Raw genomic sequence first — 14,420 nt, 5'->3', positions numbered from 1 at the left:
CGCGTCTCTCGGCATACTCGGTCGATATGGATCTGGTGGTCGGACTCGACGCGGGTGGCACGTCAACGAGGGCGCTGGTGCTCGATCTCGACGGCGCCCGCCTGGGTCAGGGCGTGGCGGGCGGCGCGAACCCGAACTCGCACCCGCCATCGGTGGCCGCCGCCCACATAGGCGAGGCCCTGGCAGAAGCCCTGGACGGCCTCGACTCCCGCAAGGTCCGCTCCGGCGTCCTGGGCATGGCCGGTGCCTCGAAACTGTCCGACCCGGCCATCTCCGCGCTGTTCCAGGAAGCCTGGGAACGCGCGGGCCTGCAGTGCCCGATGCGCGTGATCACCGACTGCGAGGCCGCCTTCGCCACCGGCACGTCGTCCCCCGACGGCACGGTCCTGGTGGCGGGCACGGGTTCCATCGCAGGACGCGTGGTGGACCACCGCATGGTCGCCCAGTCCGGCGGCTACGGCTGGCTGATCGGCGACGACGGCTCGGCGTTCTGGCTGGGCCGCGAAGCCGTCCGCGCGACGTTGAGGCTGCTGGACCTCGGCGCACCTCTGGAAGGCCTCGCCACCGCGGTGCTGACGGCGGCCGGCGCGCGCGGCCGCGGCCAGCTGATCAACGCCGTCAACGCCCAGCCACCCATCGCGATGGCGCAGTTCGCCCCGCTCGTCAGCGCCGCCTACCACCACGGCGATCCAGAGGCCCTGACGATCGTCGCGTCCGCGGCACGGTTGCTCGCCGACACGGCCTCCGCCGTCCGCGAGCCGTCCGACACCTCCCCGATCGTGCTCGTGGGCAGCCTGATCAAGACGCCGGTCGGCACTCATCTGAAACAGGAACTGCTCACGCGCAGCGACGCCCAGGTGATCATGGCGACGGAGGGAGCGGCGGGCGCGGCCTGGCTGGCAGCCGTTGACGTGCTGGGGCCGACGGCGCCACGGCCGGCTTAGCTGAACCGCCAGGCGCTACAGATCGCGTGCGTCATCCAGTTGTCAAAGTCCTGCACAACTGCGAAAACCGCGCGGGCCGCCGAGCGTGAGGGCGATCGCCTGCAACAGAGTCGACTTTCCCGAACCGTTTCTGCCTGCGATGACAGTCCATCCGGCAGGTGAACCGTCCGGCCGGGTGAGTCTCAGGTCCACCTCACGGGCGCCGTGGAACCCTTTGATGTTCCCCAGCTTCACCTGCGAGACGTACATGCCTTCTCCGGTCGCCGAGCTTCACAAGTTTCCTCGCGTGACTCTGGCCGGACCCGCGCCAACCCCGCCGACCCTGTCAAGCAGGCCGTGAGGGCGACCGATCAGGTGAACAGATCGCGGATGTCATCGGCGTCGAGGCTCGCTCCGAACACGTTTCCCTCGTCGATGACGTTCGTGAACAGCTCCGCCTTCTTCGCCTTGAGCGCCATCACCTTCTCCTCGATGGTGTCCTTGGCGACGAGGCGGTACACCATGACGCTGCGCGTCTGCCCGATGCGGTGCGTCCGGTCGACCGCCTGTTCCTCGGTCGCCGGGTTCCACCAGGGGTCGAGCAGGAAGCAGTAGTCGGCTTCGGTCAGATTGAGCCCGAAGCCTCCTGCCTTCAGGCTGATGAGGAAGACCGGTGCCTTGCCTTCCTTGAAACGCTTCAGCACCGCCGCCCGGCCACGAGTCTTGCCGTCGAGGTAGCAGTACTCGACCCCGGCCGCGTCCAGCGCCGCCCGTACCCTGTCCAGGAACCCGGTGAACTGGCTGAAGACCAGCGCGCGGTGCCCGCCTTCGATCACGTCACCCAGCTGTTCCAGCAGCGCGTCAACCTTGCTGCACGGCAGGTCATGATGCTTGTCGTCGACGAGACCCGCGTGCAGGCTGAGCTGACGGAGCAGCGTCAGCGAACGCAGGATCGTGAACCTGTTCTTGCTCAGGTCGTCGACGAGTCCCAGCACCTTCTGCCGTTCCCGCTGCAACTGGGTCTGATAGAGCTTGCGGTGCTTCGGGTGCAGCTCGACCTCCAGCACCTGCTCCTGCTTCGCGGGCAGGTCGGCGACGACCTGCTCCTTGGTGCGCCGCTTGACCAGCGGCTTGATCCGCCTCCGCAGCGCGGCGAGCCGGTCGGTGTCGCCGTGCTTCTCGATCGGCAACGCGTAGAACTCGCGGAACCTGGTCGGGCTCGGGAACAACCCCGGTGCGGTGATCGACAGCAGCGACCACAGCTCCATGAGGTTGTTCTCCATCGGAGTGCCGGTGATCGCCAGCTTGAAGGGAGCCGGCAGCAGACGCGCGCACTGGTGGATCTTCGACTGGTGGTTCTTGGCGAACTGGGCCTCGTCCAGCAGGAGACCTGACCACGGCAGCGCCGAGTAGGCGTCGAAGTCGATGCGGAACAACGCGTACGAGGTGACGACCACGTCCGCGCCCTCGACGGCCTCGTCCAGGGTCAGGCCGAGCTTCCGCGAGGTCTCCGAGATCGCCCTCACGGTCAGACCTGGGGCGAACCGCTGGGACTCGGTCGCCCAGTTCGACACGACGCTGGTAGGCGCGACGATGAGAAACGGCGCGGAATCAGGCGCGGTCTGCTTCGCGTGACAGATCAGCGCCAGCGACTGCACCGTCTTGCCCAGTCCCATGTCGTCGGCGAGGATGCCGCCGAGCTGAGCCTCCCACAGGAAGGAAAGCCAGCCGAAACCGTCCATTTGGTACGGACGGAGCCGGGCGTCGAGCGTCGCGGGCACCTCGGCGTCACGGATGCCTTCGACCGACAGCAGTCCCTCGACCTGCCGCTGCCAGGCCTCCGCCTGGCTCTGCACGACACCGAGCGAGGCGAGTTCCTCCCACAACCCTGCCTGGAAGCGGCTGATCCGCATCGAGTCGCCGGAAGAGCTCTCCTGCAGTGCCCGCGCTTCCTCGATCAGCGCGGCCAACGACCGCAGTTCCGCTTTCTCCAGCGAGAAGTACGCGCCGTCGGCGAGCAGCAGGTGCGTCTCGCCTCTGTTCAGGGCGAGGAACACGTCGGTGAAGGGGACCGTCCTGCCGTCCGCGCTGATGGTGATCCCGAGGTCGAACCAGTCGGTCTCCCCCGTCAGTTCACCGGTGGACACACCGATCGACACCGTGTCGCTGACCTCGCGGTAGGCGACCTGCTCGCCACTGCTCTCGACCTCCACCTGGTCGAGCCCGGCCAGCAGCGGCAGCACCTCGGTGACGAACCGCATCGTGTCGGTGCCGGTGAGGTTCGTGCGTTCGGGCCTCGACACGTACTGCGCGACCGACGCCAGCACGGCGCGTTCGGCGTCGGGATCGCGGTAGCCGTCGTGATCCGGGCCGTCCAGCGGCACTCGTACCGTGGAGCCGCCGACCTGATACGTCCATTCCCAGTCCACGTCCATCCTGTGCTCGGCACGGTGTGCCGCGCGCAGAACCAGAGTGGGACCGGAGATCTCCGGCGGTGTGAAGGCGCCGTCCGACGAGATCACCGGTGCGAGATGGCGTAGCCGCGGGTAGAACTCCTCGCGGAACCGCGTCCGCCCGGCCCTGGGAATCTCGAGCCGCTTCTTCTCCAGCATCAGCCGTTGCAGCTGGGGCGGCACCGGTTTGGCGAACCTCGCCAGCCGGAACTGCCAGAGGCGGCAGTCGCTGTCCGCCTGAACCTGAGCCCGATCGACGTACACCAGCCCGTGCCCGTGCGAGCCGATGAAACCGAGCGGTTCGATCTCCTCCGCGACACCGTCGACGGTGATCACCGGGCTGACCACCTGCTTCGTTCCGGCGCTGGTGACGTCCAGGCACACCCGCGCGACACCCGGTCGAGCCACGTCACCCAGACCTTTGCGAGCGTGGACCAGACCGAGGCCGATCTCCCGTGCCTCGTCGAGCAACGCCCACAGCTTGTCCGACTCGTACGACTGCAGGTTGATCGTCTTCTCGGCGTAGTACCCGTAGCCGGTGCTGTTCGACTGGTAGATCGCGTACATCTCGCGCAACAGCCGCACATGCTCGTGCCGGTAGTCACGGGTGTAGTAGCCCAGCTGGTTCCAGTTGAGGTTGCTGCCGACCCAGCCGCCGTTCTTGCCCTGCCGCACGATGCGCGCCGACAGCGAACAGCCCGGCCCCGTACGGGAGTTCGCCTGATTCAACGTCAGCTCGAGCGCCAGCGGCACGTCCGCGTCGACCGCGTGCCCGCCGTCGAGCAACGCCTCCAGCGACTGGTCCCACGTCACCTTCGGGGTCTTCTTGCGCGGTTGCTCGGTCTGCGTGGCCGCGACCACCACCGCTGCGACGTGCTTGCAGTTGAAACCCATCGGACAGCTGCACTCGCCCTGCGCGAACTGAATGACGTTGCCGCCAACGAAGTCGAAGTACACCGACGTCTCGTACACGTCTCCGCGCCCGATCACGCTCGCGTGCAGTGCGGGCTCTTCACCGTCCCACTCGATCCGCTTCACACGGCCCTGCCGCGCGTAGGCGGCACCTCGGTCGAAGGTCGTCATGCCAAGGGCGTCCTCGACGTCCCCCACATCGAGCTGGACACTGGTCGCAGGCATGCGGACGAACGTAACAGCCACTCCCGGGTAGGTTGCGGAGGGTGGACGACGAGTTCCTGATCGGACCGGATCCCGCCGAGCTCGGACTGCCGGACGAGCTGCCTCCAGTCCGGCTGCCCGCCCTCTCGACGTTGGCGGAACAGGCCCGCACCAGCGCACTCCTCACCAGGGCACGCGAGGTGGCGACCTGGCTCGATGGCCGCGAGGTGGCGGTCGACGACTACGAGCTCAGCGCCGATGTCGCCGCGGCGACGGACGCGCTCGGTTGCTCGGAGAGCGAGTTCGAGCTGCTGTGGGAACTCGCCGAGAACGTCGAGTTCGTCGAGTTGTCCGACGACGACGCCCGGCCGGGTGAAGGGCTCGGTGACTGGCCGGACGGGTCCGACGAGGCCGCGGTCGAACTGTGGGACGTCGCATTCGAGTTCGTGCTGACCGAGTCCGTGTGGTACGACGGCGATCCCGAGACCGATCCCGATCTCGGACCGGCGGGTCCCGCCATGATGTTCGCTCTCTTCCTGGCGGGCGGACACGGCCTGCCGGCCGACGAGCTGGGTGAGATGGTCCGGGCCGGGCTCACCGAGGAGTCCGACGACGACCCCTGCCAGGACATCGACGACCCCTCGCCGGCACTGCTGAAGCGCCTGCACGAGCTGGGCGCGCTGAAGATCGAGGACGACATCGTCGCACTGACCCCGCTCGCGCTGTGGGGCATGCGCGAACGGTATGCCGTGCTGGGCGTCAGCATTCCCGTGCTGCCACCCGTCGAACAGATGACCGCGGCACAGTTGATCGCCGCCGCACCCGGCCTCGGCGAGGAAGAACTCGCCGCCGAGTCCGTGGCCTGGCTTGCGTTGCGCGGTACCGAACAAGCAGGCGAGGAACTGCTGTCCGCCGCGGCGGACGGTGACGCCACCGGGCGGATGTTCGCCATCCAGCTGATCAGGTCGAACGAACTGGGCACCGAGGCGCTGTGGCGGTCGGCATTGAACTGCCCGAAGTGCGGCCCTACGCGAAGACAGAAGTCATGGGTGAGGAACCGGACGTCAATGACCTGGCGTGGATCCTCACGGACGTGGTGGCGGCGACGGGCGACATCGAGGAAGCGTTCCCGCCAGGGGCATCGCACGACAGGGTGCAGGAGATCTTCGACGCGATGTGGCGGCTGCCGCACCCCGAGGCTGGTGAGGTGCTCACGATGATCGGCGACGAACACCCGGACAAGAAGATCGCGAAAGCGGCCCGCACCGCCGCGTTCAAGGCGAAATCTCGCTGACGTCAACTGGATTGCTCGGTAACCGGATCCCTGTGCTGCCCTTCGCCGAGTTCATGGAGGGTCGGCACGGTGCCTGGCTCCGGCGAGAAGCGGAAGAAGCACCGATCGGCACATCACAGCGGAAGGCACACGAGTTGTGACGTTCTGCCACCGGCAGCCGCTCGGATGTGTCAAGGTGCGGTGGTGATCCACAAAGCGCCGTTGACGTCCGCCGCACAGATCCTGCTGGTTGCCGTGGCCCTCACAACCGTTGCCGCAGGATGCTCGACCGAAGTGCGGGGCACTGCGACAGCGTTGCCAGACCTCGACCTCAGCAAGTTCACCAACGAGCCGTGCGCCCTGCTCACGCCCGCCCAGGTCGCCGGGCTCGGCACCCTCAAGACCCCGGAACCCAGGCAGGCGCCACTCGGGCCGCAATGCCGGTGGGATCCGCAGAAAGTCACCAAGCCCGCCTACAGCGTCACGTTGGCGACCAAAGGACAGACCATGGAGTCACTGAGGGAGAAGTTCAAGGACGCCACGAAGTACCGCGAGACGGTGGTCTCCGGATATCCGGCGTTCAGCTACGACGCGGGCGACGGCAAGGGCATGTGCAACACCGTTGTGGACTCTTCGCACAAGGACGCGATAGTCGTGAACGTCATCGGCGAGTTCACCAAGGCCGCTGAGAACACGGACTACTGCGACGTCGCCGAGATGGTCGCGGCGTCAGTGGTGGCGAATGTGAAACCATAGGTTCGAAGCAAGATCGTGAAACATGGAGCTGCTCCATGGCTCCCACCTTCAGGCAGATTTGACCGGAAACGATGGAGCGGGAAGCCGGACCAGGCCTACGTTTCCCGTCATGCCCAAAAGATCGTCCAGTGTGGTCGGACGGGAGTTCGGCAACGGCGTTCGCGCCATCATCGCCAGGACCGGGTTGACCCACCGCCGCCTCGCCGAACTGCTCGGCTGGCAGGAAGCCAAGATCTCCGACCTGACGCTCGGCAAGGGCGGCGTGACCGAGTCGGACGTTCTGCTGCTGCTCGCCTACTGCCAGGCAACGGTCGAGGAACGTGAGCATCTGCTGGCGCTGTTCCGGGAGTCGGGCAAGGCCTGGCTCCAGATTCCCGAGGACGGCGTGCCTGACCAGGTGCGCACGTTGATCGACCACGAGCAGGACGCCGAAGAGATCATCTGCTGGTCGATGATCCTCGTGCCTGGCCTGTTGCAGACACCCGAATACTGCTACGTCGTCACCGAGCACTCAAAGGTGATCGAGGCCGAGAAGGTCCCTGCGGTTGCCGCTACGAGGGCTGCGAGGGCGAACATCCTCCAGCCCGGCCGGAAGTTCGTCTTCCTCGTGCACGAACAGGCGCTTGAGCTCCCGGTTGGCGGTGTCGAGGTCTGGCGGGAACAGCTGGCCCACCTGCTCAGGATGTCGGTGCGGAAGTACATCAGCTTCCGGATCGTTCCTCGCTCAGCAGGCATGCACTCGGGCACGTCCGGCGACTTCCGGATGATGAAGTTCCCGAAGTACCCGCCGGTCGTCTACGTCGAGAGCGTCAACTACTGCTTGTTCTTCGACGACGCGGAGACCATCAAGGTCCACGAGGACATCCTGACGGCCCTCGCGGCCGTCGCGTTGACCGAGGCAGAATCCCGGGAGGTTATCGACAACATCCTGGAGGGCCTCTCATGACCACCTGGCGCAAGAGCAGCTACAGCGGCAGCGGCGACAACTGCGTGGAGGTGGGCCGGAGCGTCGGCATCAGGGACAGCAAGGCGCCGGCCACCCACATCCCCGTGTCGGCGGACGCGTGGTCGGCCTTTCTGAGGCTCACGACCGGCCGCTGAGCTGTTTCGCCTGACAACGGAACCGCTGCCCTGCCGCCCTCGTCCACGGGACCTGTGAACCCCACCAGCTCAACACTCAGGACGTCTTCAAAGCCCCGGAACCGTACGACGAACCGACCTGCATCTGGGAGACGAAGCGTCTCAAGACGTCCCGCCGTCACCAGCGATTTCGGGGATGGCGAAGGAACCTGCACCACCACGGTCGGCGTCACGAGCCAGGACGCCGTTGTGGTGAGCATGGGCAGCGTGTTCTCCGGCAACCCCGAGTACCTGATCGCAGGCGACATCAGCGAGAAGCTCGCCGGGCTCGTCGTCGGAAAGCTGAAGGGCTAAGCCTGCTCCGGCACCTGCGGGTGCCGGAACCCGGGATGCCCGGCGGGCAACGCGCGTCGAAGCAGCCACCCCGACGCCAAGATGCACACGATCTGCAACGGCCACGACAACGCCGCACGCAAGGTCGCCAGCCAGAACACCTGAGCGTCGAGCCACAACGGCGTGAACACCGCGACCCGCAGGACGTACTGCCCGACCCAAGCCCATGAGGCGACCGAGTAAGCGCGCAAAAGGGCAGGATCCCGCCGCCACCGCGCCTTCTGTCCCAGCAGCGTCCCGACGACGACGCCCAGCAACGGCCAGCGCACCGCGATCGAACCCGCCCACGCGAGGGCCGAGGCCACGTTGGACAGCAGCTGGATGAGGAAGAAGTCCTCGACGCGCCCCGTGTAGAGGGCGATCAGCGCGGCAGCCACGACCAGCAGCACCGAGAGGATCACCGCTCGGGGCTTCTCGCCGCGTGCGAAGCGCACGATGCCGATCACGACGCCGCACAGCACGGCCGTCACCGCGCCCGCGCCGATCGAGTGGCCCCAGATCAGCCAGCCCGCGACGAACGCCAGAGGCGGCAGGGAGGCGTCGAGGGCGCCGCCTCGGCCTCCGAGCAGTGATGCGAGCGACTCCTGGCGCACGTCGGTCATGGTTCCAGACTGCCTTAGGTGAACCTAAGTCAGGTAACGGACCCATATCGGGGATTGACCCCGGTGAACCAGGTCACTACCGTCTGCGGAAATCGTCTGGAAAGTTAACAGACAGGAGCGGACCTAATGCGTGCCGGAAGCCCACGACTGCTGCGGGAGATCAACGACCGCGCAGCCATCGAGGCTCTGCTGCGCAACGGGCCGCTGACCAGGTCGGAGTTGGAGGGCCTGATCGGCCTCTCCAAGCCGGCGACCGCACAGCTGCTCACCCGGCTGGAAACCGCCGACACCGTGGTCCGCAACGGACTGCGCGGTGGTGGACGCGGGCCGCGTGCCCAGCTGTGGTCGGTCAACGGGGCCCTCGCGCACATCGCGGCAATCGACCTCACCCCCGAGACGGTCGACATCGCGATCGCGGACATCTCCGGTGCCGTGCTCACCGAGCACAAGGCGCCGATGCCCGTGAAGCACGGTGTGCTCGAGGCGTTCGTGAGCGCGGTCGGCAAGGCGTGCGGGCAGGCAGGTCTCGCGCCCGACCAGTTGCTGCACGTCGTGGTGGGCTGCCCTGGCGCGGTGAACCCCGCGAACGGCGAGCTCGCCTACGCGCCACATCTGCCCGGCTGGAGCGGTTTCGACATGCCCGGCCGGTTGCGGGAGCAGCTCGCGACATCGGTGAGCGTCGAGAACGACGTCAACCTCGTCGCGCTGGAGGAGATGGTCGCCGGACGGGCCACGAAGGTGCGCGACTTCGTCGTCATCTGGCCCGCGGACCTCGTCGGTGCCGCTGTCGTGATCAACGGGGTGCTGCTGCGCGGCGCTTCCGGTGGCGCGGGCGAGATCGACGGGCTGATGATCCCCGACCGCGCATCGGCCGACACCGACACCGACCGCTCCGGCGGCACGTTCGGTGAGCTGCTCAGCAACGCATCGATCTGCAAGCTCGCCAGGGCTCACGGGCTCGCCGCGCGCAACGGCCACGGTGCCGTGCGCAAGGCGTTGGCCGCGGGGCCGGCGGGCAGGGAGTTCATGGTCGATCTCGCCAGGCGCATCGCCACGGGTGTGGCCAGCGTCGTCGCGGTGCTCGACCCGGAACTCATCCTCCTGTCCGGCGACATCGCCCAGGCAGGGGGAGCCACGCTGAACGATCTCGTTGCCGCGGAACTGCGGCAACTGGTGGTGCCGAGGACTCCGGTCCAGCTGGCCCTGGTGACCGGGAAGCCGGTGCGCAGCGGCGCACTGCACTCGGCACTGGCCGTCGCGCGCGAGCAGGTCTTCGGCCTGCCGGCAGCCACCACGGCTCCATTCCGCGGCCCTGTGGTCGCCGGGTCCCCACGTTGATCGAGAAGGAGTGCACATGCGCAAGCACACCCGTGCTGCCTTGCTCTGTGTCGCCGCAGCGCTGACCCTCACCGCATGTGCGGCGGGCAAGGGTGGCGGCGCCAGTTCCGACGCCGCCGCTGCTCCTGGCAAGGACGACAAGCTCACCCTCACGGTCTGGAGCAACTACTCCGACCGCGAGTACGAAGAGGTCACCAAGGCCCTCAAGACGTTCAACAAGAAGTTCCCGAACATCGAGATCAAGCACGAGGGCTCGCAGGACGACGACAAGATCACCGCGGGCATCCGGTCCGGCAACACGCCTGACGTCGCGATGTCGTTCACCACGGACAACATCGGCCAGTTCTGCTCCTCCGGCGCGTTCCAGCCGCTGAAGTCCTACATCGAGCGCGACAAGGTCGATCTGAACCAGATCTCGCCCGCGGTCCGCGAGTACACCGAGTACAAGGGCAACCGCTGCGCGATGCCCATGCTCACCGACGTCTACGCCATGTACTACAACACCGGCATGATGGCGGAGGCCGGTGTCGCGGCCCCGCCGAAGACGCTGGACGAGCTGTTCGAAGCGGCGAAGAAGCTGACCACGAAGGCGCCGAACGGCGACATCCTGGTCGCGGGTTACCTGCCCACGATGGGCTTCTACGCCAACCGCCCGACCATCATGGCTCCGTCGTTCGGTGCCGAGTGGGAGAAGGACGGCAAGTCGGCGCTCGCCTCCTCGCCCGGTTTCGCCGAGATGATGACGTTCCAGAAGAAGCTCGTTGACTTCTACGGCTTCGACGCGCTGGAGCGCTTCCGCGCGGGTCTCGGCCAGGAGTACTCGGCCGACCACGCGTTCCACCAGGGCAAGATCGCGATCATGATGGACGGCGAGTACCGCACCGCCTTCCTCAAGGCCCAGGCGCCGCAGATCAAGTTCGGCACGGCTCCGTTCCCGACCTGGAAGCCCGCCGACTACGGCACCGCCTTCACCACCGGCACGATCATGGGCATTCCCAAGGGCGCCAAGAACCCCGGCGCCGCGTGGGAGCTGATCAAGCACCTGTCGTTCGACACCGACACGATCGTCGACCTCTCCAACGCCATCAAGAACGTGCCGAGCACCAAGGCCGCGATGGAGAGCCCGAAGCTCCAGGTGGACGAGCAGTTCAAGACGTTCATCGACCTGGCCAGGAGCGACAAGCTCAAGGGCAACCCGGTCACCCCGATCGGTGACGCGCACATCAAGGCCGTCACGGACTTCGCGGTGTCCTACACCTCCGGCAAGGTGCCGGACCTCGCAGCCGGTCTGAAGGAAGTCGACAAGAACATCGACGACCAGATCGCCAAGAGCGGCAAGTAAGGGATTCGCACGATGACCGCCACGCTCGGCGCTCGGCCCGCCCCCGGCAGGGGGCGGGCACGTGCCCGCCACCGTCTCGCCGTGCTCGGGTTCATGGCCCCGGCAATCATCGGCTTCGTCCTGTTCTTCGGCTATCCGCTGGTCGCCACGGTCGTCTTCTCGTTCACGAAGTACGACCTGATCAACGCGCCGGAGTTCAACGGCCTCGACAACTACACGTTCATGTTCAAGGATCCCCTGCTGATCAAGGCGATCACGAACACGCTGTGGTTCGTCCTGGTGCTCACGATCGCGCGGACGGTGTTCGCGCTGGGTGTGGCGTCGGTCATCGCTCGTCTCAAGTCGGGCGTCGGGTTGATCCGCACGCTCTGCTACCTGCCCTCGCTGGCACCGCCGGTGGCCGCGACACTCGTGTTCTTCATGGTGTTGCGCCCCAACGGTGGTCCGGTCGACAACCTGCTCGGTGTCTTCGGGATCGACTCGCCGCTGTGGTTCTCCGACCCGGCGTGGGCCAAGCCCGGCATCACCGCGATCATGCTGTGGATCTCCGGCGACCTGATGATCATCATCCTGGCGGCGATCCTCGACGTGCCGCAGGAGCAGTACGAGGCGGCGGAGCTCGACGGCGCCGGCCCGATCCGGCGCTGGTGGCACGTCACGCTGCCGACGATCTCGCCGGTGCTGCTCTTCGGCATCGTGAACTCGGTGATCCTCGCGTTGCAGCTCTTCACACAGGCGGTCGTCGCGGGGTCGGCCGGCTCGGGAGCCGCGGACGCGACGGGATCGACCAAATATCTCGGTTTCCCGGACAACTCGACGCTGACGTTCCCGGTTTACCTGTACACGCAGGGCTTCCGCTACTTCGACATGGGCTACGCGGCCGCGATGGCCACGCTCCTGTTCATCATCTCGTTCGCCGTGACCATCGTGCTGGTTCAGCGGATGCGCAAGAACTCCACCGCCGAGGAAGGGGGTCCGGGAGCATGACCGCCACGCTGACCAAACCACCGGTCGACGTCCCCGCGGATCCGGAGCAGCCGCGCAGGAAGCGCGACGTCGGCGGCTTCCTGAACTGGGTCGCCACGCACGCGATCGGCCTCGCGCTCGGCCTGATGTTCGCCACCCCCGTCGTGTTCGTCTTCCTCACCGCGGTGATGTCCGACGACCAGGCGTTCACTGCGGACCTGTGGCCGCGCGAGTGGCACTGGGAGAACTTCGTCGAGGTCTTCGACAAGGCCCCGCTGTTCCAGTACCTGATCAACAGCCTCACGTACTCGCTGCTCGCGACCGCCGGCATGCTGATCTCGTCGATCCCCGCGGCCTACGCGCTCGCGAAACTCCAGTGGCGCGGCCGGAACCTGGCCTTCCTGCTGGTCATCGGCGCGATGATGCTGCCGCCGCAGGTCGTGGCGGTGCCCCTGTACGACACGTGGTCCTCACTCGGCCTGACGGGCACGCTGTGGCCGTTGATCGTTCCTTACTTCTTGTTCGACGCGTTCAGCATCTTCCTGCTGCGCCAGTTCATGCTCACCATCCCGCAGTCCTATGTGGACGCGGCGAGGGTGGACGGCTGCTCGGAGTTCCAGGCGTTGGTCCGGGTCATCGTGCCGATGGCGAAGCCCGGCATCGCTGCCACCGCGCTGTTCTGCTTCCTCTTCACCTGGAACGACTACTTCGGCCCGTTGCTCTACACCGGCGAAGTGAAGGACCAGTGGACGTTGTCGCTGGCACTGGCGACGTTCAAGGGCATGCACATCGTCCAGTGGAACTCGTCGATGGCGGTGACGTTCCTGACGATGATCCCGGCCGTCGTCCTCTTCGTCTTCGCCCAGAAGTCGTTCGTCAAGGGAATCACGTTCACGGGAGTCAAGGGATGAAACTCACCGTCGTCGGTGGCGGGTCCACCTACACACCTGAGCTGATCGACGGCATCGCCGGCCGCCGCACCAGCCTGGCGGTGGACGAGATCGTCCTGGTCGACCCGGACGAGCACCGCCTCTCCGTCGTCGGCCCGTTCAGCCAGCGCCTGCTGGAGCACGCGGGTCACCCGGCGAAGGTGCGCACCACCACGTCGCTCGAGGATGGCGTCGAGGGCGCGTCCGCGGTGCTGCTGCAGCTGCGCGTGGGCGGCCAGAAGGCCCGCGCTTCGGACGAGACGTTCCCGCTGACCTGCGGTTGCGTCGGCCAGGAGACCACCGGTGCCGGAGGCCTCGCCAAGGCCCTGCGCACCGTGCCGGTGGTCCTGGACATCGCGGACAAGGTGCGCCGGCTGGCCGGCGAGGACACGTGGATCGTGAACTTCACGAACCCGGTCGGCATCGTGACGCGGGCGCTGCTGCAACACGGCCACAAGGCGATCGGCCTGTGCAACGTGGCGATCACGTTCCAGCGCTGGACCTCCGCCCTGCTGGGCGTCGATCCGTCCACAGTGGAGCTGGAGCACGTCGGCCTGAACCACCTCACGTGGGAGCGCGGCGTCTACGTCGACGGCGTCGACCGCCTGCCCGAACTCCTCTCCGACCACGTCGAGGGACTGGCCGAGCACATCGGCATCGACGGCGCGCTGATGCGACGCCTGAACATGGTGCCCTCGTACTACCTGAACTACTTCTACAACCACGACGCCGTCGTGAAGAAGCAGCAGACCGAACCACCGCGCGCCGAAGTCGTGGCAGCGGTCGAAAAGGAGCTGCTGGACATCTACGGCGACCCGTCGGTCGTGACGAAGCCGGAACAGCTCGGCCAGCGCGGCGGCGCCTACTACTCCGAGGCGGCCGTACAACTGGTGCACGCGCTGACAGGCGGCGCCGGCGCCGAAAAGCATGTGGTGAACGTGCAGAACAACGGCACCCTCCCGTTCCTGCCCGACGACGCCGTGATCGAAGTTTCGTCCACTGTGGATTCTTCTGGTGGCGCACCGCTACCGGTCCGCCCCGTGGAACCGTCCATCTCCGGCCTGATCTCGCACGTGACCGCGTACGAGTACCTGGCACTGGAGGCGGCACTCCACGGCGGCCGCGACCGAGTGGCGAACGCGCTGCTCGCCCACCCGCTGATCGGCCAGCACGCCATCGCGGACCAGCTGGCCGACGAGCTGATCGCGCAGAACCGCGATCTGCTTCCGTGGGTGAAGGGAGCCTGAAA

General features: G+C 66.9%; 13 protein-coding genes. 10 read left to right on the top strand and 3 right to left on the bottom strand.

What is annotated here, in order from left to right; translation table 11 throughout:
- Window positions 1–26 precede the first annotated feature (26 nt).
- Window positions 27–944 carry an N-acetylglucosamine kinase gene (locus ABFX45_RS20715; RefSeq protein ID WP_112231033.1) on the top strand — a complete coding sequence of 306 codons (918 nt, stop codon included), beginning with the start codon at window positions 27–29 and terminating at the stop codon, window positions 942–944.
- Window positions 945–986: 42 nt separating this feature from the next.
- Here the strand turns inward: ABFX45_RS20715 and ABFX45_RS20710 are convergent, their stop codons facing one another.
- The gene (locus ABFX45_RS20710) at window positions 987–1,193 is read right to left on the bottom strand and encodes an AAA family ATPase (RefSeq protein ID WP_346131718.1); all 207 of its coding nucleotides are present in this window, start codon (window positions 1,191–1,193) and stop codon (window positions 987–989) included.
- Between the two features lie 101 nt (window positions 1,194–1,294).
- Window positions 1,295–4,513 (bottom strand): DEAD/DEAH box helicase, encoded by a 3,219-nt coding sequence (locus ABFX45_RS20705; protein WP_346131717.1) that lies wholly within the window; start codon window positions 4,511–4,513, stop codon window positions 1,295–1,297.
- 41 nt (window positions 4,514–4,554) lie between these two features.
- Here ABFX45_RS20705 and ABFX45_RS20700 point away from each other — a divergent pair, with 41 nt between their 5' ends.
- From ABFX45_RS20700 to ABFX45_RS20685, 4 genes are all read left to right on the top strand, one after another.
- Window positions 4,555–5,712, top strand: a complete 1,158-nt coding sequence (locus ABFX45_RS20700; protein ID WP_346131716.1) for a hypothetical protein — start codon at window positions 4,555–4,557, stop codon at window positions 5,710–5,712.
- Between the two features lie 257 nt (window positions 5,713–5,969).
- Window positions 5,970–6,521, top strand: a complete 552-nt coding sequence (locus tag ABFX45_RS20695) for a DUF3558 domain-containing protein (RefSeq protein ID WP_346131715.1) — start codon at window positions 5,970–5,972, stop codon at window positions 6,519–6,521.
- A 109-nt stretch (window positions 6,522–6,630) separates the two neighbouring features.
- A complete protein-coding gene (locus ABFX45_RS20690; RefSeq protein WP_346131714.1) occupies window positions 6,631–7,467 on the top strand; it encodes a helix-turn-helix domain-containing protein in 837 nt (278 codons plus the stop codon).
- The gene (locus tag ABFX45_RS20685; RefSeq protein ID WP_346131713.1) at window positions 7,464–7,622 is read left to right on the top strand and encodes a DUF397 domain-containing protein; all 159 of its coding nucleotides are present in this window, start codon (window positions 7,464–7,466) and stop codon (window positions 7,620–7,622) included. The genes ABFX45_RS20690 and ABFX45_RS20685 overlap by 4 nt, the downstream gene beginning before the upstream one ends.
- Before the next feature lie 329 nt (window positions 7,623–7,951).
- On the opposite strand, the gene ABFX45_RS20680 is transcribed toward ABFX45_RS20685, so the two are convergent.
- Window positions 7,952–8,596: a DUF3159 domain-containing protein gene (locus ABFX45_RS20680; protein ID WP_112231037.1), complete on the bottom strand. Its 645-nt coding sequence runs from the start codon at window positions 8,594–8,596 to the stop codon at window positions 7,952–7,954.
- Between the two features lie 126 nt (window positions 8,597–8,722).
- On the opposite strand from ABFX45_RS20680, the gene ABFX45_RS20675 reads away from it, so the two are divergent.
- Genes ABFX45_RS20675 through ABFX45_RS20655 form a run of 5 tightly spaced genes read left to right on the top strand, consistent with a single transcriptional unit; the run spans window position 8,723 to window position 14,418 of the window.
- Window positions 8,723–9,934: an ROK family transcriptional regulator gene (locus ABFX45_RS20675; protein WP_109631385.1), complete on the top strand. Its 1,212-nt coding sequence runs from the start codon at window positions 8,723–8,725 to the stop codon at window positions 9,932–9,934.
- Between the two features lie 16 nt (window positions 9,935–9,950).
- On the top strand, window positions 9,951–11,276 hold the full coding sequence (locus ABFX45_RS20670) for an ABC transporter substrate-binding protein (RefSeq protein WP_346131712.1): 1,326 nt from the start codon (window positions 9,951–9,953) through the stop codon (window positions 11,274–11,276).
- 12 nt (window positions 11,277–11,288) lie between these two features.
- Window positions 11,289–12,263, top strand: coding sequence for a carbohydrate ABC transporter permease (locus tag ABFX45_RS20665; RefSeq protein WP_109631376.1), 975 nt, complete (start codon window positions 11,289–11,291; stop codon window positions 12,261–12,263).
- On the top strand, window positions 12,260–13,153 hold the full coding sequence (locus ABFX45_RS20660; RefSeq protein WP_109631373.1) for a carbohydrate ABC transporter permease: 894 nt from the start codon (window positions 12,260–12,262) through the stop codon (window positions 13,151–13,153). Before ABFX45_RS20665 ends, ABFX45_RS20660 begins: the two co-directional genes overlap by 4 nt.
- Window positions 13,150–14,418 carry a 6-phospho-beta-glucosidase gene (locus ABFX45_RS20655; protein WP_109631370.1) on the top strand — a complete coding sequence of 423 codons (1,269 nt, stop codon included), beginning with the start codon at window positions 13,150–13,152 and terminating at the stop codon, window positions 14,416–14,418. Before ABFX45_RS20660 ends, ABFX45_RS20655 begins: the two co-directional genes overlap by 4 nt.
- The last annotated feature ends 2 nt before the right edge of the window (window positions 14,419–14,420 follow it).

Origin of the sequence: Lentzea roselyniae (genome assembly GCF_039537795.1) — a bacterium.
GTDB lineage: Bacteria > Actinomycetota > Actinomycetes > Mycobacteriales > Pseudonocardiaceae > Lentzea > Lentzea atacamensis.
This window is presented reverse-complemented; position numbering and strand designations above follow the sequence as displayed.

What these genes read in the sequence shown, in the direction of transcription:
- ABFX45_RS20715 (WP_112231033.1), top strand. Translation starts at nt 27, where the DNA reads ATGGATCTGGTGGTCGGACTCGACGCGGGTGGCACGTCAACGAGGGCG.
- ABFX45_RS20710 (WP_346131718.1), bottom strand. Translation starts at nt 1,193, where the DNA reads ATGTACGTCTCGCAGGTGAAGCTGGGGAACATCAAAGGGTTCCACGGC.
- ABFX45_RS20705 (WP_346131717.1), bottom strand. Translation starts at nt 4,513, where the DNA reads ATGCCTGCGACCAGTGTCCAGCTCGATGTGGGGGACGTCGAGGACGCC.
- ABFX45_RS20690 (WP_346131714.1), top strand. Translation starts at nt 6,631, where the DNA reads ATGCCCAAAAGATCGTCCAGTGTGGTCGGACGGGAGTTCGGCAACGGC.
- ABFX45_RS20685 (WP_346131713.1), top strand. Translation starts at nt 7,464, where the DNA reads ATGACCACCTGGCGCAAGAGCAGCTACAGCGGCAGCGGCGACAACTGC.
- ABFX45_RS20680 (WP_112231037.1), bottom strand. Translation starts at nt 8,596, where the DNA reads ATGACCGACGTGCGCCAGGAGTCGCTCGCATCACTGCTCGGAGGCCGA.
- ABFX45_RS20675 (WP_109631385.1), top strand. Translation starts at nt 8,723, where the DNA reads ATGCGTGCCGGAAGCCCACGACTGCTGCGGGAGATCAACGACCGCGCA.
- ABFX45_RS20670 (WP_346131712.1), top strand. Translation starts at nt 9,951, where the DNA reads ATGCGCAAGCACACCCGTGCTGCCTTGCTCTGTGTCGCCGCAGCGCTG.
- ABFX45_RS20665 (WP_109631376.1), top strand. Translation starts at nt 11,289, where the DNA reads ATGACCGCCACGCTCGGCGCTCGGCCCGCCCCCGGCAGGGGGCGGGCA.
- ABFX45_RS20660 (WP_109631373.1), top strand. Translation starts at nt 12,260, where the DNA reads ATGACCGCCACGCTGACCAAACCACCGGTCGACGTCCCCGCGGATCCG.
- ABFX45_RS20655 (WP_109631370.1), top strand. Translation starts at nt 13,150, where the DNA reads ATGAAACTCACCGTCGTCGGTGGCGGGTCCACCTACACACCTGAGCTG.